This is a genomic window from Psychroflexus aestuariivivens (assembly GCF_004010055.1).
Lineage (GTDB): Bacteria > Bacteroidota > Bacteroidia > Flavobacteriales > Flavobacteriaceae > Psychroflexus > Psychroflexus aestuariivivens.
This window is the reverse complement of the sequence record NZ_RQVT01000050.1, coordinates 338,143-361,997: the sequence shown is the minus strand read 5'-3', so window position 1 is coordinate 361,997 and position 23,855 is coordinate 338,143. Positions and strand designations below refer to the sequence as shown.

General features: G+C 33.4%; 18 protein-coding genes. 5 read left to right on the top strand and 13 right to left on the bottom strand.

Going from position 1 to position 23,855, the window contains the following annotated elements; all coding sequences use genetic code 11:
* Nucleotides 1-2: 2 nt before the first annotated feature.
* Genes EIG86_RS10215 through EIG86_RS10200 form a run of 4 tightly spaced genes read left to right on the top strand, consistent with a single transcriptional unit; the run spans nucleotide 3 to nucleotide 4,850 of the window.
* The gene (locus EIG86_RS10215; RefSeq protein ID WP_127846073.1) at nucleotides 3-1,271 is read left to right on the top strand and encodes a TolC family protein; all 1,269 of its coding nucleotides are present in this window, start codon (nucleotides 3-5) and stop codon (nucleotides 1,269-1,271) included.
* On the top strand, nucleotides 1,268-2,500 hold the full coding sequence (locus EIG86_RS10210; protein ID WP_127846072.1) for a permease: 1,233 nt from the start codon (nucleotides 1,268-1,270) through the stop codon (nucleotides 2,498-2,500). Before EIG86_RS10215 ends, EIG86_RS10210 begins: the two co-directional genes overlap by 4 nt.
* 11 nt (nucleotides 2,501-2,511) lie before the next feature.
* Entirely contained in the window at nucleotides 2,512-4,140 is a 1,629-nt protein-coding gene (locus EIG86_RS10205; RefSeq protein WP_127846071.1) for an efflux RND transporter periplasmic adaptor subunit, read from the top strand.
* Between the two features lie 47 nt (nucleotides 4,141-4,187).
* The gene (locus EIG86_RS10200) at nucleotides 4,188-4,850 is read left to right on the top strand and encodes a DUF3347 domain-containing protein (RefSeq protein ID WP_157983128.1); all 663 of its coding nucleotides are present in this window, start codon (nucleotides 4,188-4,190) and stop codon (nucleotides 4,848-4,850) included.
* Nucleotides 4,851-5,039: 189 nt separating this feature from the next.
* Here EIG86_RS10200 and hemE read toward each other — a convergent pair whose 3' ends face one another.
* The 7 genes from hemE to hemH form a co-directional block, all read right to left on the bottom strand.
* A complete protein-coding gene (hemE, locus tag EIG86_RS10195) occupies nucleotides 5,040-6,059 on the bottom strand; it encodes a uroporphyrinogen decarboxylase (RefSeq protein WP_127846069.1) in 1,020 nt (339 codons plus the stop codon).
* A 54-nt stretch (nucleotides 6,060-6,113) separates the two neighbouring features.
* Nucleotides 6,114-7,100 carry a porphobilinogen synthase gene (hemB, locus tag EIG86_RS10190; RefSeq protein ID WP_127846068.1) on the bottom strand — a complete coding sequence of 329 codons (987 nt, stop codon included), beginning with the start codon at nucleotides 7,098-7,100 and terminating at the stop codon, nucleotides 6,114-6,116.
* Nucleotides 7,101-7,106: 6 nt separating this feature from the next.
* Nucleotides 7,107-7,883 carry an enoyl-CoA hydratase/isomerase family protein gene (locus EIG86_RS10185; RefSeq protein ID WP_127846067.1) on the bottom strand — a complete coding sequence of 259 codons (777 nt, stop codon included), beginning with the start codon at nucleotides 7,881-7,883 and terminating at the stop codon, nucleotides 7,107-7,109.
* Nucleotides 7,884-7,887: 4 nt separating this feature from the next.
* Nucleotides 7,888-9,339: a sensor histidine kinase gene (locus tag EIG86_RS10180; protein ID WP_127846066.1), complete on the bottom strand. Its 1,452-nt coding sequence runs from the start codon at nucleotides 9,337-9,339 to the stop codon at nucleotides 7,888-7,890.
* A gap of 9 nt (nucleotides 9,340-9,348) precedes the next feature.
* Nucleotides 9,349-9,891, bottom strand: a complete 543-nt coding sequence (locus EIG86_RS10175) for a CopD family protein (RefSeq protein ID WP_127846065.1) — start codon at nucleotides 9,889-9,891, stop codon at nucleotides 9,349-9,351.
* Nucleotides 9,892-10,239: 348 nt separating this feature from the next.
* The gene (locus EIG86_RS10170) at nucleotides 10,240-11,589 is read right to left on the bottom strand and encodes an MATE family efflux transporter (protein WP_127846064.1); all 1,350 of its coding nucleotides are present in this window, start codon (nucleotides 11,587-11,589) and stop codon (nucleotides 10,240-10,242) included.
* Nucleotides 11,590-12,624, bottom strand: coding sequence for a ferrochelatase (gene hemH, locus EIG86_RS10165; RefSeq protein ID WP_127846063.1), 1,035 nt, complete (start codon nucleotides 12,622-12,624; stop codon nucleotides 11,590-11,592). It abuts the gene before it with no gap.
* Between the two features lie 199 nt (nucleotides 12,625-12,823).
* Here hemH and EIG86_RS10160 point away from each other — a divergent pair, with 199 nt between their 5' ends.
* Nucleotides 12,824-15,265 (top strand): ligase-associated DNA damage response DEXH box helicase, encoded by a 2,442-nt coding sequence (locus tag EIG86_RS10160; protein WP_127846062.1) that lies wholly within the window; start codon nucleotides 12,824-12,826, stop codon nucleotides 15,263-15,265.
* A gap of 205 nt (nucleotides 15,266-15,470) precedes the next feature.
* On the opposite strand, the gene EIG86_RS10155 is transcribed toward EIG86_RS10160, so the two are convergent.
* The 6 genes from EIG86_RS10155 to EIG86_RS10130 all read right to left on the bottom strand — a co-directional run bounded on the left by EIG86_RS10155 (nucleotide 15,471) and on the right by EIG86_RS10130 (nucleotide 23,845).
* Nucleotides 15,471-17,873 carry a tetratricopeptide repeat protein gene (locus tag EIG86_RS10155; protein WP_127846061.1) on the bottom strand — a complete coding sequence of 801 codons (2,403 nt, stop codon included), beginning with the start codon at nucleotides 17,871-17,873 and terminating at the stop codon, nucleotides 15,471-15,473.
* A gap of 133 nt (nucleotides 17,874-18,006) precedes the next feature.
* Nucleotides 18,007-19,359 carry an undecaprenyl-phosphate glucose phosphotransferase gene (locus EIG86_RS10150; protein ID WP_127846060.1) on the bottom strand — a complete coding sequence of 451 codons (1,353 nt, stop codon included), beginning with the start codon at nucleotides 19,357-19,359 and terminating at the stop codon, nucleotides 18,007-18,009.
* Between the two features lie 4 nt (nucleotides 19,360-19,363).
* Nucleotides 19,364-20,350 (bottom strand): UDP-glucuronic acid decarboxylase family protein, encoded by a 987-nt coding sequence (locus tag EIG86_RS10145; protein WP_127846059.1) that lies wholly within the window; start codon nucleotides 20,348-20,350, stop codon nucleotides 19,364-19,366.
* A gap of 152 nt (nucleotides 20,351-20,502) precedes the next feature.
* On the bottom strand, nucleotides 20,503-21,666 hold the full coding sequence (locus EIG86_RS10140; RefSeq protein ID WP_240032202.1) for a glycosyltransferase family 4 protein: 1,164 nt from the start codon (nucleotides 21,664-21,666) through the stop codon (nucleotides 20,503-20,505).
* Nucleotides 21,667-21,679: 13 nt separating this feature from the next.
* The gene (locus tag EIG86_RS10135; RefSeq protein ID WP_127846057.1) at nucleotides 21,680-22,990 is read right to left on the bottom strand and encodes a nucleotide sugar dehydrogenase; all 1,311 of its coding nucleotides are present in this window, start codon (nucleotides 22,988-22,990) and stop codon (nucleotides 21,680-21,682) included.
* Nucleotides 22,991-23,845, bottom strand: coding sequence for a sulfotransferase (locus EIG86_RS10130; RefSeq protein WP_127846056.1), 855 nt, complete (start codon nucleotides 23,843-23,845; stop codon nucleotides 22,991-22,993).
* Between the last annotated feature and the right edge of the window lie 10 nt (nucleotides 23,846-23,855).

Sequence of the window (23,855 nt, the reverse complement as noted above, 5' to 3'; positions counted from 1 at the left end):
AAATGAACAAAATATTCAACATAAAGAAAATTTTTCTAGCTCATTTCAAACTGTTTGCTCTGACCATAATATTTTTCTTAGCTAATGAAAGCAAAGCACAAAGTTTAGAAGATTTTCAAGTTTTAGCAGCTGAAAACAATTTGGAATTGAAAGCGCAGTATAAAGCTTTCGAAGCAAAATTAGAAGAAGTAACACAAGCTAAATCTTGGCAAGATCCAAATCTGAGTTTTGGATATTTCATAAGTCCGATAGAAACCCGAGTTGGACCGCAAATTGCAAGATTTTCGTTGAGTCAAAAATTGCCTTGGTTTGGCACTTTCAAAGCTAAAGGTGATGTTGCAACAAAGAAAGCTGAATTTGAATATGAAAAATTTCAAAATCAAAAAATGAAATTGTTCCTTCAAGTTGCCAAGCAATATTATGACATTTCGGTATTGCGTTCTTTAGAAAAAATTGAGCAGCAACAATTGAAAGTCTTGGATGATTTAAAATCTATGATTGAAGTTCAATATGAAAACGATCAGGCCAAATTGGTCGATGTGTTAAGAATTGATCTTGAAATCGATGATCAAAAAACAGCAATTCAAGTTATAAAAGACCAAGAAAAGGCACAAGTTTCTAAACTCAATTCAATATTGAATCGACAATTAAAAACTCCTATTGAAATCACGAATCCTGAACTGGTTCTAGAACAAGATTTAATGTTTGAAGCTGATTCTGTTTCAGAAAATCATCCACGTCTTCAAGCAATCCAAAGATTAAAAGAATCGAATTTAGCGGAAGCAGAATTAGTCAAAAAACAAAACATGCCACAATTTGGATTTGGTTTGGACTATGCCATAATTCAAAACAGAAATGTTATGAATGCTGATGCTGGGCAAGATGCAATTATGCCAATGCTTTCAGTAAGTTTACCAATTTTCGGTAAGAAAAATAAATCCAGAGAAAAGCTTATTACGCTTCAAGGAAAATCTGTTGATTTTCAATTAGAAAATGAACGAAATCTGTTAGAAAATGAAATCCAAATTAGCCGTTATAAGCAAAACGAACTAAATAATTTACTGGATTTGTATAACCAACAAATTACAACTTTAGAAGATATTTTAGAACTTTCCGAAGCTGCTTTAGCCAATGCTAATATGGAAATAGAAGAAGTTTTACGCCTTTACGAAAAGCAACTTATTTATAAAAAACAACGCATAAAAACTTTAGCTGAACTTCAAAAGATAAATCAAACTTTGAGATATTTAACTTCAAATCTACTACCATGAATTTAGAAAATTTTTTAGAAAATTGGGGGAATGCAGCAAATACTGCACTAGGTTTTTTTTGGATGGCACTTTGGGCATTTATACTCGGTTATGCGCTTAGTAGTATGATACAAGTGCTTGTCACCAAAAAAAACATGCAAAAAACCATGGGAAAATCGGATATGAAATCCGTACTTTTTGGAACTTTCTTTGGCTTCATTAGCAGTTCTTGTAGTTTTTCAGCTTTAGCTACAACAAAATCTCTGTTCAAAAAAGGAGCGAGTTTTATCTCTTCAATGGCATTTCTTCTAGCTTCTACAAACTTGGTGATAGAACTCGGAATCGTTATTTCTATATTCTTAGGTTGGCAATTTGTAGTTGGTGAATATGTTGGCGGTTTGCTATTGATTCTTATCGCATGGGCATTAATCGGTTTAATAAATCCCAAATCAATAATTTCTAAAGCAAGGCAAAAACTTGGCGATTCTGAGAAAGAAAAAGTAGATTCAACTCCTATTTCAGAAAAAATTCAGAATAAAACCAATTGGGTGAAAATCGGGAAACAATATGGTATGGAGTGGAAAATGGTATGGAAAGATGTCACTATCGGTTTTACCATTGCTGGAATTATTTCAGCCTTTGTGCCAGATTCTTTTTTTCAAACATTATTCATAAACACTGGAAGCGGTCAAACTTCTTTTGGATTTTTTACACTCTTAGAGCACGCTATAATTGGTCCTTTCGCAGCTTTTATAACATTTATTGGTTCGATGGGGAATATTCCTTTAGCAGCTTTGCTTTTCGGAAAAGGAGTCAGTTTTGCAGGAGTCATGGCTTTTATATTCAGCGATTTGGTGGTGTTTCCAGTATTAAGAATAAATGCGAAATACTATGGCTGGAAAATGTCGCTTTTTATACTTTTTTTATTATTTACAGCGCTAATCTTAACCTCACTTATGCTTCACTATAGTTTTGACTTATTTAATTTAATTCCAGATTTTTCATCAAACAATATTTCAAAACAAGACCATTTTCAAATAGATTATACTTTTTTTCTAAATATTGGTTTCTTAGTTGTTTCAGGAATTTTGATTTACCTCGGTTTTTATTCTAAAAAGAAAGATATTTCTTATATGAAAGAAATGGCACCTAAAAGCCCACTTCTGGAGAAAATTTTAAAGTATCTCGCTTTCGTAAGTTACCTCTGGTTAGCTGGTGGAATCTTAGTCAAATACATATTCAATTATTAAAATAGTTCAAAATGAAAAATAAATTCAAAACATATATAATTGCCGCAATTATTTTGATTTTCGGCATTATTCTCGGCGCTACTTTATTTACTTCGGAATCACAAAATACTTCCAAGCCAGAAGAACATTCTCACGAGCTGGGCGATAATTCAACTTGGACTTGCTCTATGCATCCACAAATACGCAAAGACGAACCTGGCGATTGTCCAATCTGCGGAATGGATTTGATTCCAGCAAATCAAATGGAGAAAACCATAGATCCGGACGCTATCAAAATGAGCAAGACTGCTCGGAAACTAGCTCAGGTAGAAACTATGATTGTGGGCAGTAAAAACAACAATCCTTCCTTGAATTTGTCTGGTCGTCTGGAAATAAATCAAGACAAAACACATTCTATTTCTGCCAATTATGAGGCTAGAATTGAAAAACTATACGTGAGTGAAGAAGGCGAAAAAATCGAAAAAGGCCAAGTGATTGCAGAACTTTATGCACCAGATATCCAAGTTTTGAAAAGCGAATTGGATTTGGCAAAGCGCCAGGCTGATGAACGTTTATTGAAAAAAGTAAAGCAAAAAATTCAAAATTATGGTTTAACTCTAGAAGACATTCAGAATATTGAAAATTCTAAATTGAAATTGAGAGCCACTAAATCTGGAGTTATTACTGAATTGAAGGTTGAAGAAGGTGATAATTTAAAAACTGACCAAATACTAATGAGTATCGCCGATTTATCTACTCTTTGGGCCGTTTTAGATATTTATGAAAGTGATCTTAACAAAATTGAAGTTGGCGATAAAGTTGAAATGACCACCAAATCAAATGAAAATATTTCTGGTAAAGTCACTTTCATTTCTCCAATTTTAAACGATGATTCGCGTTCTGCAAAAGCTCGAGTGGTCATCGATAATCAAAATATCGGTTTGAAACCAGGAATTTTTATAACCGCCACTTTAAAAGGTTCAGAACAAGAAAAAAATGAAAAACTGATGGTTCCAAAATCAGCAGTGCTTTGGACAGGCAAACGTTCTGTCGTTTACAAGCAATTAGAAAATGAAAACGGTGTTTATTTCAAAATGAAAATCGTAGAAGTCGGCAATTCGACTTCAGAATATATTGAAATTCTTTCAGGTTTAGCGTCTGGAGATGAAATTGTGACACATGGCGCTTTCAGCATCGATTCTGAAGCACAACTTTCTGATAAGCCAAGCATGATGAATCCTGATAAATTGCAAGAAAAAATTGATATAAAAGCCTCTGATATTGAAATTTCAAATATTGAAGAAGTTTTATCTCCGTATTTTGAAATGAAAAATAATTTAGTCAATGATGATTTTGAAAAAGCTAAACAAAGTTTTGAAAAATTAAAGCAAAACTTATCGGTAAAGAATCTGAAAATAAGCCTTGAAAACAACATTGAAAATATTGAAGAATTAAGAGACGAATTTCAGCGTATTTCAGAAATAATGATTCAGTTAACCCGAAAAACAGAAGACTTGCCAAAAATCATTTACATCCAGAATTGCCCAATGGCAGACAATAATTCTGGAGCAGATTGGCTAAGTTATTCAGAAGAAATCCGAAACCCCTATTTTGGCGCTTCTATGCTGAAATGCGGCAGCGTTATAGATTCTATACAATAGCAAATTCGAAAATAAAAATCACTAAATATAAATTTAAAATTCAAAAAATGAAAAATCTAAATGTAAGCTTATCGAGAACAGTCCTAATCGGACTAATGGTTTTACTAACTTCTTGTGTGGACAAGAAAAAAGAGGAAAATGGTGAAGCTGAAAACCATCAGGAACAAGAAATGCATGACGAAAATATGACGGACGAACATATGAATCACGACGATAAAATGATGAAGGAAGCAAATAATAGCATGATTGAGAAGTCTGATCTAACGGTTAAAGAAAGCGAAATAGCATCTTCTTTAATTGAAGACTATTTAAAAATTAAGTCTGCGTTGGTAAATGATGATAATGATTCAGCACAAAAAGCGGGCAAAAGTTTTATAAATTCTATAGCTAACTTTAATTTCAGTAAAATTGAAGAATCAGAACAAAAAGAAGTAAAAGAAATTCTTGACGTTATGAAAAATCATGCACAGCATATTTCTGAATCCGACATAGCTGAACAAAGAAAACATTTTGCTAAGATAAACGCCGACATGAAAAATTTATTAAAGATTACAGGTTCAGACAGAATGCTTTACCAACAATATTGTCAAATGTATAATAATAATGAAGGTGGGGCTTGGTTAAGTGAAAATAAAGAAGTAAAAAATCCACTCTTCGGCAGCAAGATGTTGAAATGTGGATCTATAAAACAGACAATCACCTTAAAATAATTGCTATAATGCACTTCAAAGAATTTATAGAGATAGACGTTCGAAGTCAATTCTGCTGAGGTTGATTGAATTATTCAAAAAAACAGAACCATTAGGGTGCAACTTAATTTTTAAAATATCTTAGCATACGAATGTTTAGAAAAAAAGACTGCAAAATTTAAATTTTTGCAGGCTTTTTTTTATTTAATTTTAATACGATTTTACAGCATCCACAAATGCTTTTGCGTTGTCTACAGGAATATTAGGCAGAATGCCATGACCTAAATTCACGATGTATTTGTCTTTACCAAATTCATCAATCATTTGATGCACCATTCTTTTTATTTCTTTTGGTGGCGAAAACAATCTTGACGGGTCAAAATTCCCTTGCAAAGTAATCTTTGCACCGCTTAAATATCTTGCATTTCTTGGTGAACATGTCCAGTCTACTCCAAGTGCAGAAGCGCCAGATTTGGCCATTACATCCAATGCAAACCAACAACCTTTACCAAAAGCAATGACTGGAATTTCAGCTTTCAACGCATCTATAATTTGCTGCATATATTGCCAAGAAAACTCTTGGTAATCTGATGGGGACAACATCCCGCCCCAAGAATCAAAAACTTGAACAGCATCTACTCCAGCTTCAACTTTTCCTTTCAAATATGCAATCGTAGTGTCAGTGATTTTTTGAAGTAATTCGTGTGCCATTTCTGGTTCAGTAAAACAAAACTCTTTCGCTTTATCAAAATTTTTAGAACCCTGACCTTGTACGCAGTAACAAAATATCGTCCACGGTGAACCAGCAAATCCAATGAGCGGAACGCGATTATTAAGCTCTTGCTTAGTCATTTTTATGGCATCGTAAACGTAACCTAATTCTTCGTAAACATTAGGAACAACAACCTGATCCAAGGCTTTTCTGTCTCGTATTGGATTTGGCAACCAAGGTCCAACGCCTGGCTTCATTTCCACTTCAATATTCATGGCTTGAGGTACAACCAGAATGTCGCTGAATAATATTGCTGCATCAGTGCCGACCTGGTCAATTGGCATCACTGTAATTTCTGTCGCCAATTCTGGTGTTCTACAACGTGTGAAGAAATCGTATTTTTCTTTCAATTTCATGAAGTCTGGCAAATATCTACCAGCCTGTCTCATCATCCAAACTGGTGGTCTTTCCACAGTTTCACCTTTAAGCGCTTTCAGAAATAAATCGTTTTGAATCATCGATTTTATTTTAATAAATTTTGAGTAATATTTTAAGTTGACAAATTTACTTAGCTAAAGTAGTTTTACAGCATCTTTCGCAAAATAACTTGCAATCATCGTGGCTCCGGCTCTTTTGATAGCTGTCAGTTGTTCTAACATTACCGCATCATGATCCAACCAACCTTTTGCAGAAGCCGCTTTGATCATGGCGTATTCGCCACTAACTTGGTAAACTGCGATTGGCAATTCTATTTCATTCGCCAAATCTCGAACAATATCCAGATAACACAATCCTGGTTTTACCATAATAATATCGGCACCTTCTTCAATATCAGAAAAGCTTTCTTTCAAAGCTTCATTTCTATTGGCAGGATCCATTTGGTATGTTTGCTTGTTTTTAGGAACATCAGCTACATCTACAGGTGCAGAATCCAAAGCGTCTCGAAATGGTCCATAAAATGCTGAAGCAAACTTGGCTGAATAACTCATAATTCCAGTATTATAAAAATGTGCATCTTCCAAAACACTTCGAATTTCAAGTATTCTACCATCCATCATATCGCTCGGTGCGACAAAATCTGCTCCGGCTTGTGCATGGCTCAAGGCCATTTGTGCTAAAGCTGAATTTGTTCTGTCATTTATAATTTGACCGTTTTCGACAATGCCATCGTGTCCAAATTTTGAATAAGGATCTAAGGCAACATCAGTCATGACAAGCATTTCTGGAACAGCATTTTTAACTGTCTTGATTGCGCGTTGCATCAATCCATCTGGATTTGTGGCTTCTTTTCCACGATTGTCTTTCAATTTATCATCAACTTTTACGAAAAGTAAAACTGATTTCAATCCCATTTGCCAAAGTTCCTTGACTTCCTTCTCCAGCAAATCCAAACTGAAACGGAAATAATTCGGCATGGAATTAATTTCCTCTTTCACATTTTGTCCTTCAACCACAAAAAGTGGCACGATAAAATCACTTGGTCGCAAATGGTTTTCACGTGTTAACGCACGAATAGCTTCGTTTTGTCTTAAACGACGGTGTCTTTGTAATGGAAACATGAGCTGTTATTTGAAGTTTGCTTTTCGTTTATTCAAAAATGCATCGGTACCTTCTTTGAAATCTTCTGTACCAAAAGCATTTCCAAAACTGTCGATTTCAGTTTGGTAACCATCCACACCTATTTTATAATTATCATTGACTGCTTTAATAGCAGATGAAATGGCTTGCATAGAATTGTTGAGGATTTTACCAGCTAATTTTTCTGCTAAAGGCAATAATTCTTCTACACTCGTTACGTGATTGACTAAACCGTAATTTTTGGCAGTTTCTGCATCAATCATTCCTGCAGTCATAATCATTTCCATAGCGCGACCTTTGCCAACCAATTCGGGTAAACGTTGTGTCCCGCCATAACCTGGAATTACACCAAGTGAAGTTTCTGGCAAACCGAGTTTTGCATTGTCGCTCGCAATTCTGAAATGAGCTGACATCGCTAATTCCAAACCGCCTCCAAGTGCAAATCCGTTGACAGCGGCAATTACTGGTTTTGGGAAATTCGCAATATAATCGAACACCAATTCTTGGCCTTTTGCTGCCAAGTCTTTGCCTTCTTCTACCGAATAGTCTGAAAATTCTGCAATGTCTGCACCGGCAACAAAAGCTTTCTCGCCGCTGCCTGTTAAAATCACAACTTTGACATCTTGATTTTTCAATAAAGCATCGAATGCACTGTGAATTTCTCCTATGGTTTCACGGTTGAGTGCATTGAGTTTTTTGGGTCTGTTTATTCGCACAATGGCGATGTTGTCGTTGATTTCGACTAAAAGATTTTCAAAATCCATAATTTTAATTTTTTGGTAATTTTACTGTAAATATAGTGCCTTCATCAATTTCTGAGGTCAATTTTATGTCGCCTTTATAAGTTTCAATAATATTTTTAACCATGCCTAAACCCAATCCCATTCCGCTAGATTTTGTGGTGAAACGCGGTTCAAAAATACGTTCTTGCATTTCTTCAGAAATACCAACCCCGTTATCTTCTATTGAAATATACACGGAATCTTTATCGGTTGAAACTTGAACTTTAATATACGGATTGTTTTTCGATTCTGTCGCTTGAATAGCGTTTTTCACCAAATTAGTAACTATACGAATCAATTGATTTTTGTCAAATCTAATCAGAATTTGATCAGATTTACTTAAAAAATGAATATTTTGATCATTGAAAATATCTAAGGCTAATTTTAGAGTTTCAACAACATCTAGTGTTTCATTTTGTTGAGCAGGCATTTTGGCAAAATCTGAAAACGCACCAGCAATAGCACTCAAATTGTCGATTTGTTGAACCATGGTTTTTGAAAAATCGCTCACTTTTGTTATAATTCCTGGATCGTTGGGATCAAATTTCCTTTCAAAACTCTGAATACTTAGTCGCATAGGCGTGAGTGGGTTTTTAATTTCATGTGCGACTTGTCTTGCCATTTGTCGCCAAGCTTCTTCTCTTTCAGATTTGGCAAGTTTGAGCGCACTTTCTTCGAGCTCGTCGATCATTTGATTATACGCTGTAACTAATGGACGGACTTCTACACTGATGTCTTGCGGAACTATTTTTGGGTTTTGCTGTTCTAACCTTGTTTTGGTAATCTTTTTACTGATGGATTGCAAAGAGCTTGTGATATATTTTGATAGGAAATAGGCTAAAATAATTGCAACAATCAACATAAAAATATAAACCTGTGATAGTAGAATTAAAAATTCGCGCAATTCTTTGTCTAAAAAATTATCGTCTTCGATATAAGGTAAATTCAGAATACCTATTGGTTTAAAATAATTATCTAAGATATAAGTATAAGAAGATTGATAGTCTTGTCCGTTTTTTTGAAAATTCTCAACGTATTTTTTGTCGCTTGAATTATTTAATTCTTGAATTTTTTTTGGATCCATTCTAGTTTCAACGGAGTCCATATAAAATGTAGCAAAAGAAGATTTTAGCAAATAGCCATTCAAATCGTAAATATTTATTTCAGTATCATGAATATCTTGAATTTCATAGATTTTATCTTTAAAAATCAATGGTAAATTTTCGCTATCAACGGGGTAAGTTGTTGTCCTTAAAACATAATTGATGTTTGCTTTAATCGCGTTTTCTTTACGGTTTAGTTTTTCGCGATGGAGTTCTTTGGCTTCTTCATTATACTGGTGAATTGTTACGCCTGCAATAAGAATGGATGCCCCAAGTACCAAAGTTATCATAGAGATAAAAATTCTGGTTCTAAGTGATCTCGTCAAATTAAACATGCGTAAAATTTATTTTTTATTTTTTGATCTAGTTTTTTTGTACAATCTGATGCCTAGCATCAATAAACCTGCAAGTCCGAGTAATCCAAACAAACCAAAAATCCAGTTGATGGCACTTTTTAAAATTACTAAAAAAACTATTGCAAACAGGATAATGGTGGCACCTTCATTCCAAAATCGCATTTGGTTGGACGTCCAGCGAATGTCATCCTTTTGAAATTGTTTGAAAATCTGGTGGTTTTTCAAATGATACAAGATTAGCAAAACAACAAAAAACAACTTTACATGCATCCATGGTTGAGTTAGCCAAGACGGAATTAAAACCAACAACCAAATAGCAAAAATTATAGCCAAAATTGCCGATGGCCAAGTGATAATATACCACAAACGCTTGCTCATAATTTTCAATTGTTCGCTTAAAATATCGGCGTCAGGTTGCGGTTTTTGTCTAGCTTCGATATGATAAATAAAAAGCCTCGGAATGTAAAATAAACCTGCAAACCAAGTGATCACAAAAATAAGGTGAAGCGCTTTGATATAGTTATAATCCATGATTTGCTATTTTTTTAGACATAATTTAAAAAACACAAATATTGAAGTTTTTGGTATTTAAAATTCAAATTTGAAATGAAAGTTATTCAGATTTTTTCTCGAGTAATTTTTTTATGCTTTTCAGAGTTTCAACCTCATCACAAGCTATTATTTTTTGCATCAATTCAATTTTTAGTGTATCGATTTCTTTTTGAGTCATGATTCTTTTTTATGAAATTTCTGAGGCATTCAATTTTTAAAAATACGTAAATTCTGTGATTTCATAGTATAAAGCTTACTAAGCTTCATGATAATAGAATAGATTTTACTTTAAATAAATTCAGCTATAAAACAGAAAATTGATCTTTTTCACTGACTTGGCTTCAGATTCAATCGAATTTCTCTATTCAGAAAAAAACCTGTTACAATAGTTGAAATGAGGTCAGCAAGCGGAAATGAAATCCAGACTCCCAATTCTCCGTAATATTCAGGAAGAATGAAAATCAACGGAATAAAGAAAAATCCTTGTCGTGTTAGCGTCAGTAAAAAAGCTGGTGTTGCTTTGCCGATGGCTTGAAAATAAGCAGAACCTATAAGTTGTATGGAAATGACAGGAATAGCTGCAAAAACCCAGCGCATTGCTCCTGGAGCATCTTTTAAAACTTGTTCATCTTTAGTAAAAACTGTGACAATACTTTCTGGAAAAATCATAATTACTCCAAATACCAAAATTGCTACTGAAGACGCATAAATTATAGCTTTATTGATACTTTCTCTAACTCTAGCATATTGTTCTGCGCCGTAATTATAACCAGCAATTGGCAAAAAACCTTGCGTTACCCCCAAAACCGGAAAGAGTGCAAACATGAGCATTCTGGCGAGAATCGCATAAGTTGCTACCGAGGATTCACCGCCTAATTCAAACAAAATATTATTCAGCAAAAGATAGGTTACACTCACCACAGCTTGTCTAGAAAGCGTTACAAAGCCTAAAGCGCTAATTTCTTTTAAAATCTTCCGATGCAATCCAAAATCTGAAAATCTAATTTTCAATTCTGAATTTTTGGATAGAAAAAACCAAATTATATAACCTAGACACAAAACATATGAACCTGTGCTTGCCCAGGCAGCACCAAGCATACCATAATCTAAAACATTGATGAATAAATAATCCATCAGTAAATTTCCCACCGAAGGAATAATCATGGCAACCATGGCAAACTTTGGTTTGCCCTCTGCACGAATTACGCTATTTCCCATCATGGCTAGAGCCAAGACGGGAACACCGTATAAAACAACGCGATAATAAATTTTTGCAGGCTCGAAAATATCACCTTTTCCTCCAAATGCAGGAATCAAATCGTTGATATAAACCAATCCAATAAGTGCAAGAAAAACAGTCAGCAGTAGAGTAATTGTAATTTGATTACCAAAGGTTTTCAAGGCTTTAGAGTGGTCGTTTTTGCCAAGTGCTCTTGAAATAATTGAAGAACCACCAATACCAATTGCCATACCCAAGGCAGCAATAAAAAAAGATACTGGAAGAACGACATTAATAGCTGCTATTGCTATAGAACCTATCCAGTTTCCAACAAAAATAGTGTCCACCAAAATATTGATGGACATCACAAGGATACCAATAGAAGCAGGAACAGCTTGTTTAATCAGCAATTTACCAATTGGCGCATTACCAAGTTCTTCTGATCTAATTTTGGACATTTACGACACTTTAGATTCTGGTTGATTCGCCCATTCATCTATCCAGCGACTCAGGGTTTTTACCCAGTCTTTTCGGTCATTCAAACAAGGAATAAATTTGAAATCATCACCTCCAGATTCTTCGAAAATCTCTCGGGCTTCCATATTTATTTCTTCCAAAGTTTCTAAACAATCAGAAACAAAAGCTGGCGAAACTACCGCTAATTTTTTGGTTCCTTCAAGACCTAATTTCTCTACGGTTCTATCGGTATAAGGTTTCAACCACGGATCAAAGCCTAATCTAGACTGGAATGATGTGCTAAAAGTTCCTTCTTTCAAATTCAAAGTTTCAGCGACTTGTCTTGTAGTTTCAAAACATTGGTGACGATAGCAAAACTGATGTGCTTTGGATGGTGTTTGGCAACAACTGCCATCAATTTTACAATGCGAGTTGGTAATGTCACTTTTTCTAATATGTCGCTCTGGCACACCATGATAACTGAAAAGTAAATGATCATAATCAAAATCATCTAATTGTTCTCCGATACTTCTAGACAACACCGTTACGTAATCTGGGTGATTATAAAATGGTGGTAAAGTTGTGAATTCCATTTTAGGAAATTTTTCACGACGCAATTCTTCAGCTAATACCAAAATCGTTTCAGTTGTAGCCATCGCAAATTGAGGATAAAGCGGCATCAACAAAACCTCATCGACGCCTTGATCGTGCAATTCTTGCAAACCCTGTTCAATAGATGGCTGACCATAACGCATGGCTAGTGCAATTGGAACACTAGTCATTTCGTCAATGCCTTTTTGAAGTCGTTTTGATAAGACAATTAATGGCGAGCCTTCATCCCACCAAATTTTGGAATATGCTTCTGCCGATTTCTTAGGTCTTGTGTTCAAAACTATGCCTTTTACTAAAATAGACCTGAATATTTTAGGAATATCGATTACACGCTCGTCCATCAGAAACTGACCGAGATATTTTTTAACATCTTTAGGATCAGTTGATTTTGGCGAACCTAAATTGACTAATAAAACTCCTTTCATAATTTAGATTTCAAAATTTCATCAAATTCAAAATTAAGACCAATAATTTTAACAAAAGCTAAATTTGATAGAATGTTATGATAAGGCTAGAGTTTTACTCTATAAAAGAAAAAAAATCGCTTTTAGTTTTCAAAATAATTCACATTTGTTTTTTGATTGGTTTTCATTTTAGTCTAAATTTGAAAGTATTGTTCCACTTATGTCGAAACAAACAAATTTTTCAATTTTTGAATCTTGGTTTTCATCCAAAAACTGGACGCCTTTTGATTTTCAAAAAGAAACATGGCAAGCATTTTCCGAAGGCAAAAATGGTTTGCTGAATGCGCCCATAGGAAGCGGAAAAACTTATGCGTTATGGGTGCCGATTTTAGCCAATATCATAACTGAAAAATCGAAAACAGGTTTGCGAGCCGTTTGGATTACGCCTTTGAGAGCGCTTTCTGTTGAAATAAAACAAGCCGCAGAACTACTTATTTCTGATTTGAAACTGGATATCACAATTGGTATTCGAACTGGTGATACTTCTCAAAAAGAACGCGCTAAGCAAAGGCGAAAGATGCCGAATTTGCTAATTACCACTCCTGAAAGCTTACATTTACTTTTGGCTTCCAAAAATTATCCTAAAACATTTCAAAACTGTGATTCTATCGTTATAGACGAGTGGCATGAGTTGCTTGGGACTAAACGTGGAGTCCAGATAGAATTGGCATTATCAAGACTGAAAAATCTTAGTAAGAATCTAAAAATTTGGGGTATTTCTGCCACTATTGGCAATTTGAATCAAGCTCAAGAAGTTTTACTTGGTCATCATTTCAGAAATTTGAAAAATTCCGTGCTGGTCAAATCCAAGTTGAATAAAAATATTCAAGTTGAAAGCATCATCCCAGAAACAATGGATAAATTTCCATGGCGTGGACATTTAGGATTGCATCTTCTGGAATACGTCATACCTATAATTAAATCTTCCAAAACCACTTTGTTGTTTACCAACACACGTTCTCAATGTGAAATTTGGTTTCAGAAGATTTTAGAAAAACATCCTGAATTTGCTGGTGAACTGGCGATGCATCACGGCAGTATCGACAAAAACACCCGAATTTGGGTAGAAAATGCCATTAGAGACGAAACATTAAAAGCCGTGGTTTGTACTTCCAGTTTGGATTTGGGTGTAGATTTTGCACCTGTTGAAAGTATAGTCCAAATTGGCGGACCAAAAGGTGTTGCCAGATTTATGCAACGTGCTGGCCGAAGCGGTCATCAACCTGGTAAAACAAGTAAAATTTATTTTCTTCCCACTCACGCTATTGAGTTGATCGAAGCCTCTGCATTAAAAAAAGCAGTTAAACTTAAAGCTGTGGAAGACCGTTTACCTTACCTCAACAGTTTTGATGTTTTGGTGCAATATTTAACCACTTTAGCCGTGTCTGACGGTTTTTATCCTGATGAAATTTTTCCAGAAATTCAATCAACATTTTGTTTTCAAACACTAACAGAATCACAGTGGAATTGGGCGCTAAATTTTATCACCACAGGTGGAGAATCGCTTCAAAATTATGAGGATTATAAAAAAGTTGAAATTGAAGCAGATGGCAAATTCAAAGTGAATCATCGCGGTATTGCTATGCGACACAGATTGCAAATTGGCACGATTGTTAGCGATGCTGTGCTTGGAGTGAAATATTTGAAAGGTGGTTTTATCGGTTCTATCGAAGAATGGTTTATTTCTAAACTTAAACCCGGCGATGTTTTTACGTTTGCGGGTAGAAATCTGGAATTAGTCACTGTAAAAAGTATGCAGGTTTTGGTGAGAAAATCAAAGTCAAAAACTGCCAAAGTGCCAAGTTGGATGGGTGGTCGGCTGACTTTAACTTCGCAAATGAGTGCATTGTTAAGAGAAGAGCTTTACAATCTAAACACTGAAAATCAAAGTCGTGAATTAAAAGCCCTTCAACCTATTTTTGAAAGGCAACAGCAAGAATCTATTGTTCCTAAACCTGATGAATTTCTAATTGAAACTTTTAAAACCAGAGATGGATTTCATCATATTTTTTACCCGTTCGAAGGGCGTTTTGTTCATGAAGCTATGGCAAGTTTGTTAGCGCACCGCATTAGTTTATTGTCCCCAATTTCTTTTTCATTAGCTTTTAACGACTATGGATTCGAACTTTTATCCGACCAACCTGTCAATATTGAATCTGTTTTGGATAATAACTTATTCAGCGTTGAATATTTATTGGACGATTTGCAAAAAAGCCTGAATGCTACTGAAATGGCAAGGCGAAAATTCAGGGACATTGCTGTCATTTCTGGATTAGTTTTTACGGGCTATCCTAACAAAATGATTAAAAACAAGCATTTGCAGTCTAGTTCTCAACTTATTTTTGATGTGTTCAAAGATTTTGAACCAGAGCATTTGCTTTTTCAACAAGCATTTACTGAAACCTTTGAGCATTCTCTGGAGAAAGGTCGTTTGCAAAAAGCTTTAGAGCGGATTTCTTCACAACAGGTTGTTTGGAAATCTTGCCAAAATCCAACACCATTTTCATTTCCGATTATTACCGACAGATTGCGAGAAAAATTGTCTTCTGAAAAGCTCAACGATAGAATTCAAAAGATGATTAGGAAGCTTCAAAAGAAGTGATTTTTACATTTAGATTCTCGTAAAATTGAAATATTCACAAATTCAAGAGATTACAAGGATGTTTTAAATACAGATTTTAATATTGCATTTTTTATTTGAAAGCACACCTATTAAACTGATGGCTTTTGAATTCAACATATTTCAGTTTCAATATATTGGTAACAAATTTCTAGACGAAATTTTTGGTCAGAAAAAAATCTATTTTTTAAATGTCGCTGTTTGTGTCTGGTTTGGATGGCACTTCAAAGCAGATGCGAGTACCTTTGTCTATTTCTGTAAAATCTACCCAAATTAAACCGTCATTTTCTTCAATGAAATTTTTACAAAGTAAGGTTCCAATACCTTTGCCTTTTTCAGCTTTTGTGCCAATTGCAGAAACAAGATTATTTTTTTTGAATAAACTTTCTGCAACTTCTTGACTCATACCTAAACCTGTGTCTTGGACACAAACTCTATCAAAACCGTCTTTATGAATTGCAGAAATGGTGATTTTATCACCTATGTCGGTAAATTTTATAGCATTTGAAATGAGGTTTCTCAGTACTATTTTCAATGAATTTTGATCAATAAAAATTTCAAAGTTTTCATCTACTTTATTGATAATCTTTACCCCTTTTTGTTTCAAGTTTGAATCGAAAAAATTATTTTTACTCTGTACTTCCTGAAAAAGATTTAATTCTTGTTTTTCAATATTAGATTGATTTAGTGATTCGCTAGCCCAATTGAGCAAATTATCTATTAGCAGTTTTGTAGATTCTATATTTTTGTTGATTTCTGGCAACCAAGCTTTGATTTCTTTTTCTTCCAGTTGGTCTTTATTGTATAAATCAAACAATTGACTTAGGCTATTCAAAGGGCTTCTTAAATCGTGAGAAATGATTGAAAAGAGCTTGTTTTTTTGATCGTTTGACTCATTGAGTTTATTGTTTTTAATCTGAATTTCTTTATTTTTCTCAAGTAATATTTTATTGGTTTCATTTTTATTTCTTCTATGAAAAAGTAACAAAATAGTAAGTAGTAACAATACGCCTAAAACAATACTTAGGTAAATAATATAATTTTCTCTTCTTTCAACTTGCAATTGTTTTTTGAGTAATTTCTTATCGTTGTCGTAATTCAGTTTTTCTGTAAGGTTTTTGAAACCGAGTTCAGCCTCAAGTTTGCCAAGTTCTCTGCTTTTTTCTTTATCAAACAAGCTGTCTTTTAACTTTAGATGTGTTTCTAAATATTTGAGGGCTTGCTCAGGTTCATCTTTCGCTTTATGAATTTCGTAAAGTAATTTAGAGGAATCTGAATGTTCTAGTAGTGCGCCAATTGTCTTTGCTATATCGTAGGATTTTTTACTATAGTAATAAGCAGAATCTATTTTATTTTCTTTCTGATAGACTCTGGCTAAACTTGAAAAAATTAGTGTCGAAGTGTATTCATCTTTAATTTTATTGACTATTCTTTCAGCTCTTTTAAGTAAACCCTTTGCCTCTGTATAACTTTCCTGTCCATATTTTATGGATGCTTGTGCATGAAGGTTGAGTGCAATATTTGATTTTCTATCTTGTTTTTCGAAAATTTCGTAGGCTTCTTGAAGGTTTTTTATTGCTTTGTCAAAGTTTTTTTTGTTTTCTTCAATCATAGCAATATTAGTTAAAGTTGAAGCATAGGTATTTATATCAATATTTTTTGTGATTTCGGAAGACTGAATATATAGTTCAAGTGCTTTATCGTCTTCATTCAGACTAAAATAATTATTGGCTAGGTTATTCAAAATAATAGATTCTAATCTAGGGTTATTAATTTCTCTAGCCGCCGCCAAGGCATCTTCAAAGTAGGTGATAGATTCGAGATAATAACCTTGTTTCCTAGCGATATTGGCCAGGTTATTATTTGTTCCAACTATAGAACGCGTTCGATTCATTTCCTTGAATAATTCTAGACATTCTTTAAACTTTTCTTTAGCCAGTTTGAAATCGCCATGATATTCTGCGATAACGCCTTGTGAACTTACAATTGCAGCGTAAGAAGCTTTATCTTCCAACTTTTTGTTGACTTCCAAAGCTTGATCTAATAAATTTGAGGCTTTTTCAAGATCACCTCTTTCTGAGTAGATTGTAGAAACATTGATGAGGTTATCAAGAACGCCTTGCAAATTGTCTGATTTTTCATGAAATGATCTAGCCAGTTTGAATTTTTGTAGTGCCGAATCGTAATCTCCAAAATGTTTAAGTAAAATGCCATAATTATTATAAGTTTTGGCAAGCATTTCATAATCTTCTATAGATTCGAAAATTTCAATGGATTGATTTATTTTTTCGGTGGATATTTCTGGTTGTCCTAAATAAAAATAATAAATAGATTGCAGTCTGAAACTAACTCCTTCTCCTTTTTGATAATCAACTTTTCTAGAAATGTCTATTGCTTTCTGAGTATAAGGCAAGATACTGTCGAAACTTACGTTAATGAATTCATAAGCGATATCGTTGAGTAATTTGACTTTTAAAGTGTCAACTTTTGTATTATTGAGCTCTACTTTTAAGCTGTCAATCTTTGGATTGCCAGCTTTACAGAACAAGGCAAAACCAAAAAAAATGATAAAAGAGAAGAATGTTTTCATTTGGATATTTCTTAATAAAATGCTAAAATAAATCTAATGTATGAAATTTAAAGACATAAAATTAAATAATTGGACTAAAATTGTTTTATAGCAATAAGTATGAAGTTTAAGATGTTTAATTAATGAAACTATTTCAATAGGCTTTTCTGTCACCTTTAAGTGCATTATAAATTGTTTGGAACATAATTTTCACATCAAGTAAGAGTGACCAATTTTCTAAATAAAAAATATCGTATTTCACACGATTCACAATATCCTCGTCAGATTCAACTTCACCACGAAAACCACTAACTTGTGCAAGCCCTGTAATTCCGGGTTTTACGAAATGTCGAACCATAAACTTGTCTACATTTTCTGCATACATATGCGTGTGGCTAACCATATGTGGACGTGGTCCTACTACACTCATATCTCCTAACAGTACATTGTAAAACTGTGGAAGTTCATCCATACTGGTTTTGCGTAGAAACTTGCCAATTTTGGTAACTCTTTCGTCGTTCTTTCTTACCTGATGCAAATCTGCTTCGGGGTTCGGTTTCATAGATCTAAACTTATAGCAATAAAATTCATTATAATCTAGCCCATTTCTTTTTTGCTTGAAAAAGACGGCACCTTTGCTACCTAATTTAATGAAAATTGCTAATATTGGAACTAACCAAGACAAAATAAGCACCAAAACCAAGACAGATACAACAATATCAAAAAATCTTTTGATAAACTTGTTGATAGATTCATCTATTGGAATTCGGCGTAAAGATAAGATTGGTAAAAATCCGTAATATTCATAATTGAGCTGCCGTGAATAGATATCTTTATTATCTGGAAGGAATTTCAAAACCTTTAGATTGTTATCTGCAAAATCTATAATTTCATTAAGATTTACATTTTTTATTTCTGCGATAGAACAATAAATTTCGTCAATTTCATTGGTTTTAATATAGTCGAAAATTTGTTCTAAAGTAATTTTATCCTTACGAACATCGAACATCCTTTCACATTGATAACCGTATTCTGGTGTGCTGTCAAAAAAAGATTTTAACTGTTTGGTTTTCGAATTTTCACCTATAATGATGGTGGTTCTATAGTTTCCACCTAAATCTTTTCTATAACTTTTCAGTAAATAATAAACGGAAAGTTTGAAGAATAGAATAAGTCCAAAAGATTTTCCTAAATACAGGAAAATTCTAGAAGGATCTCTTGCCAAATTATTATAAAAACCGAAAAAAGCGAAAATAATAAGCATGAATAAAACAGCCTGCAAAAAGGTTAATGAAAAAATACGCGTGACTTTGGTATATCTATAAATTTCGTAAAAATCAGATTTTAGAGATAGTAATATCCATGATAAAATAATATAAAAACAAAAAACAAAATAGGTGACTGGGTCAAACTGAAACTGCTGAGCTAAAAACACCAAAATCCCAATATCTATGAAATAAGAAATCGGTCGAAGCAATCCGGAATATCGTCCACTTTTTGGTTTCATTCAACTATTTTCTATTGTGTTCTGAAAAATCCTTATGAGCGCTTTTGTGCAACTCCTCTTTTGATAAGGATTTGAAATAATCATAAGTTTTTTTCATGCCTTCAGCACGATTTACTTTTGGTTCCCAATCTAAAATTTCTTTAGCTTTAGAAATATCCGGTTGTCTTTGCATTGGATCGTCTTTTGGCAAAGCTTCAAATCTTATTTTTTGGTCAGTTCCAGTCAATTTTATGATTTCTTCGGCAAAGTCTAAAATACTGATTTCATGCGGATTGCCAATATTCACAGGTTCGGAATAATCACTCATCAAAAGTCGGTAAATGCCATCGATTTGGTCATCGACATAGCAAAAAGAGCGGGTTTGTGAACCGTCGCCAAAAACGGTTAAATCTTCGCCGCGCAAAGCCTGACCAATAAAAGCAGGAATAACTCGACCATCATTCAGTCGCATTCTTGGGCCATAAGTATTGAATATTCTGGCTATTCTGGTTTCCAAACCATGAAAACGATGATACGCCATGGTTATGGATTCTTGAAATCGTTTTGCTTCATCATAAACGCCTCGCGGTCCAATGGTGTTTACATTTCCGAAGTAATTTTCTGATTGAGGATGCACTTGTGGATCGCCATAAACTTCGGAAGTTGAGGCAATCAAAAGTCGGGCTTGTTTTGCCATTGCTAAACCCAATAAATTATGCGTACCTAAAGAGCCGACTTTCAAAGTTTGAATAGGAATTTTCAAATAATCTATCGGACTTGCTGGTGAAGCAAAATGTAAAATATAATCTAAATCGCCTGGGACGTGTACAAATTTGCTAACGTCGTGGTGATAAAAATCGAAGTTTTCTAATTTGAAAAGATGTTCAATATTTTTTAAATCACCAGTAATTAGGTTGTCCATACCTATGACATAAAAACCTTCATCAATAAATTTATCGCATAGGTGAGAACCTAAAAATCCAGCTGCACCTGTGATTAAAACTCTTTTCATAAATTCGTTTTGCTCTGAAAATTACTCAGATTACAATTTTAAGCATTTTGTAGATTGAAATAAGCCTTTATCGTTAAAAAAATAAATTTAGGTGTCTAAATAAATAGTATTATTTTCTGAAGAGTGATTTATTGACAACTTCTGAGAAGTTTTTAGTTTTTTGTGATATTAAAAACTTTTCTATATAGATTAATTAATTTTTTACTCTCAAATTCCCACGAAAGTTTATCTAAAACTCTTTCATAACCATAATTACCCATTTCAGATCTAAGTTCTGGATTGTCTAGTAGATGAATGATTTTATCACCAAAGTCGATTGGATCTGTATTTTTAGCATAAAGTGAGGCTTTGTCTGCTGAGAACTTTCCTTCTTTCAATGTGTATTGAACAATAGGCTTTTTTAAAGCCATATATTCCATAATTTTATTCATCGTAGACAAATCATTCATAGCTGTAGGCTTGTCAGGATTCACACATACATCTGCTGTGTTTAAGACTTTCAACATCGTTTCATCATCGACTCTGCCATAAAAGTCAAAGTAGTCATCCAAGCCCATTTTAGAACAAATTTCCTGGATTTCTTTTAGATGAGTACCACCTCCAACTATTCCAAAGTGGACGTCCTTTCTTTTTGATATAATGTAAGCTGCCGACTCCAATAATAAATCTAAACCTTCCTGCTCACCAATAACACCGATATAGCCTATTAAATATTTTTTCCCTTTTTTATATTTTTCTATAGGATCCAATAGTTTCAACCGATCTAGTTTAGGTCCGCTTCTTACCACTTGCACTTTATCTGGGTTCATTTTACCCCGATTTATTGCTATTTTTTTATAAGATTGGTTGGTTGCTATTGAGAAATTTGCAGTTTTGAAAGTTAACTTTTCAAAAAGTAGCATTAACTTATAGAAAAAGCCTTTCTTTTCAAATTTAGAGATATAAAGCTCTGGGTTGATGTCATGATGATCAAACACGTACTTTACACCAAAAGGTTTAAAAAAAAGAGCTGTGAAAAAAATTAGATCTGGTGGATTACAACCTTGAATTACATGAAACTTGTTCTTGAAATAAATTTTCCAACTTAGTACAAATTCCCAGAAAATAGCTTGTGAATATTCTAATAAATAGCCTAAAACGCCTTTAGCTTCTTTCAAGTTGTGTCTATAAATTTCTATACCATCCACGACTTCATAAGACTCATCGTAACCCTTCATTTTGGGACAAACAATAGATACTTTAGCGCCGTTTTCTTTCAATGTAGACGCTTCTTGCCACACTCTTCTATCAAAAGGAGCCGGCAAATTTTCTATCACTATTAAAATGTGTTTACCAGCAAATTCCAATATAATTTCCTTTTGATGTTTTTTGATTATCAACTCTAACTAAATCGACAATAATTTTACTTTCGGGTATTTGCGGCAAAATAGTCGCGAATTCTTCTGAATTATTTCCGATTACAATAACCTCTGACTCTTCAATCACTTCATTTATATCTTCCTTTAGTAATTTGTAAATGTGTGGTATATGGTTATTGATATAGTCTTTATTTTTACCTAATAGTGAAGACAAATGGACATTACCATCATAAACTTTTAAATCGTAGCCTTTGCCGATCAGAGTTTCTATGATTGAAACCAGAGGACTTTCTCGTAAATCGTCTGTTCCAGATTTAAATGCAAAACCTAAAAATCCTATTTTATTTTTATTTGTATTTAGAATTAATTCTAATCCGCGTTCTATTTGATAAAAGTTACTTTTTAAGAGACTGGATAATAAAGGCGTTTTTAAATCTAAGCTTTTTGCAAGTTGTGTTAGTCCGCGAACATCTTTTGGTAAGCATGAACCTCCAAAAGCAAATCCAGGTTTTAGGTAATATGGTGATAAGTTCAATTTGGTGTCTTTGGATACAATATCCATAACTACATGACCATCAACTTTGCTTTCTTTACAAATATTGCCTATTTCATTTGCGAAAGAAATTTTCATAGCGTGGAAATTATTATTCGCATATTTTATGACTTCCGCTTCTTCGGGTTTTATATAGTGAATTGGCGCATCAATATTTTGATAAAGGCTAGTCATCAGTTTTTCACTTCTCTCACAATTTGTGCCCACTATTGTGTAAGGTGGATTAAAAAAGTCACTCATTGCTGTTCCTTCTCTGAGAAATTCAGGATTTGAAACTAATCCGAAATCCTTTCCAAAAGATTTTCCAGAAATATCTTCAATTATTTCTATACATGTTTTTAAAGTGCCTATTTTAACTGTACTTCTTATAACAACTGTATGAAAGCTATCTTTAACCTTTATGGCTTCAGCAATTTGCTTTGTTACTTCATAAATATAGGCTAGATTTATAGCACCATTTGAAAGACTTGGTGTCCCAACACATATAAAAGATACTTCAGAATTTAAAACTGCTTTTTTGCTATCTGAAATTGCATTTAGCAAACCTTTATTTACTGATTCAGTAATTTGTTCTTCTAATCCTTTTTCTATTATTGTTGATTTCCCATTATTAATTAGGTTAACCTTAGTCTCATTGATGTCAATACCTATTACTTTATGTCCTTCTCTAGAAAAACAAGCAGAGCAAACTACACCTACGTAACCTAATCCAAAAACGCTTATTTTCATTTATCTGTATATTATGTAATTTAAAATTCTAGTGAAATAAAATTTTATATCCTTTTTAGGTTTTTTTGAATGTCGCAAAGTTATACTTTCTTGAAGTCTAATTCTATTTCCATCGAATAAAAATCCTGTTTTCAGTTTTTCTTTTTTGTTTATTTTACCTATCAATGATGTTAAATCCAAATCTAAATCTTTCTGTATTTTCACTAAAGTATTTTCTGTGTCTTTAGTTAGATTTTCATAAGTAATTTCCGATACTTTGTGTCCACGCTTTTTCAGTAATGCTATTGAAATATTACAAATCAAATTGACTGTTAAATAGTAAATATTCGCACTAAAAAAACCCTTTGAAGGTTGTTCCAAATTCTTTTTTTGAAAAGAATTGACCACGTTTGCAGGATCTTTCTTTAGGTAAATGTATTTTATTGAAAACTTTTCTTTATTTACGTAATTAGACAAATTAATTGCTCTTACTGGATATTTTGAAGATTCTACAATAACATTTTCATCGGTTTGATTATAAAGTAAATCATACTGTAACCTAAGCAATTTTATATATTCAGAATCAGAATTTTGTGAGATAGATTTGTATAAACTTGTGTGATATTCATGATTTTTGAATAAGTCATTTAAATAGTTGTAATCGTTTTGGTTGTTTAGGTCAAATTGATTTTTGAATGAACTCCAAAATGTCGAAACTTTAGATGACTTTTCTCGTTTAGGCGGTTTTCCCTCCCTTAAAAAAAACCTATTTATTTCTCCCAAACTAAGACTATTGGAATTATTACCAAGCATTATATCTAATAAAGTTGTTCCGCTTCTACCGGCTCCAATAATATAAATTAAAGTTTTCGTCATTAAGTTTTAA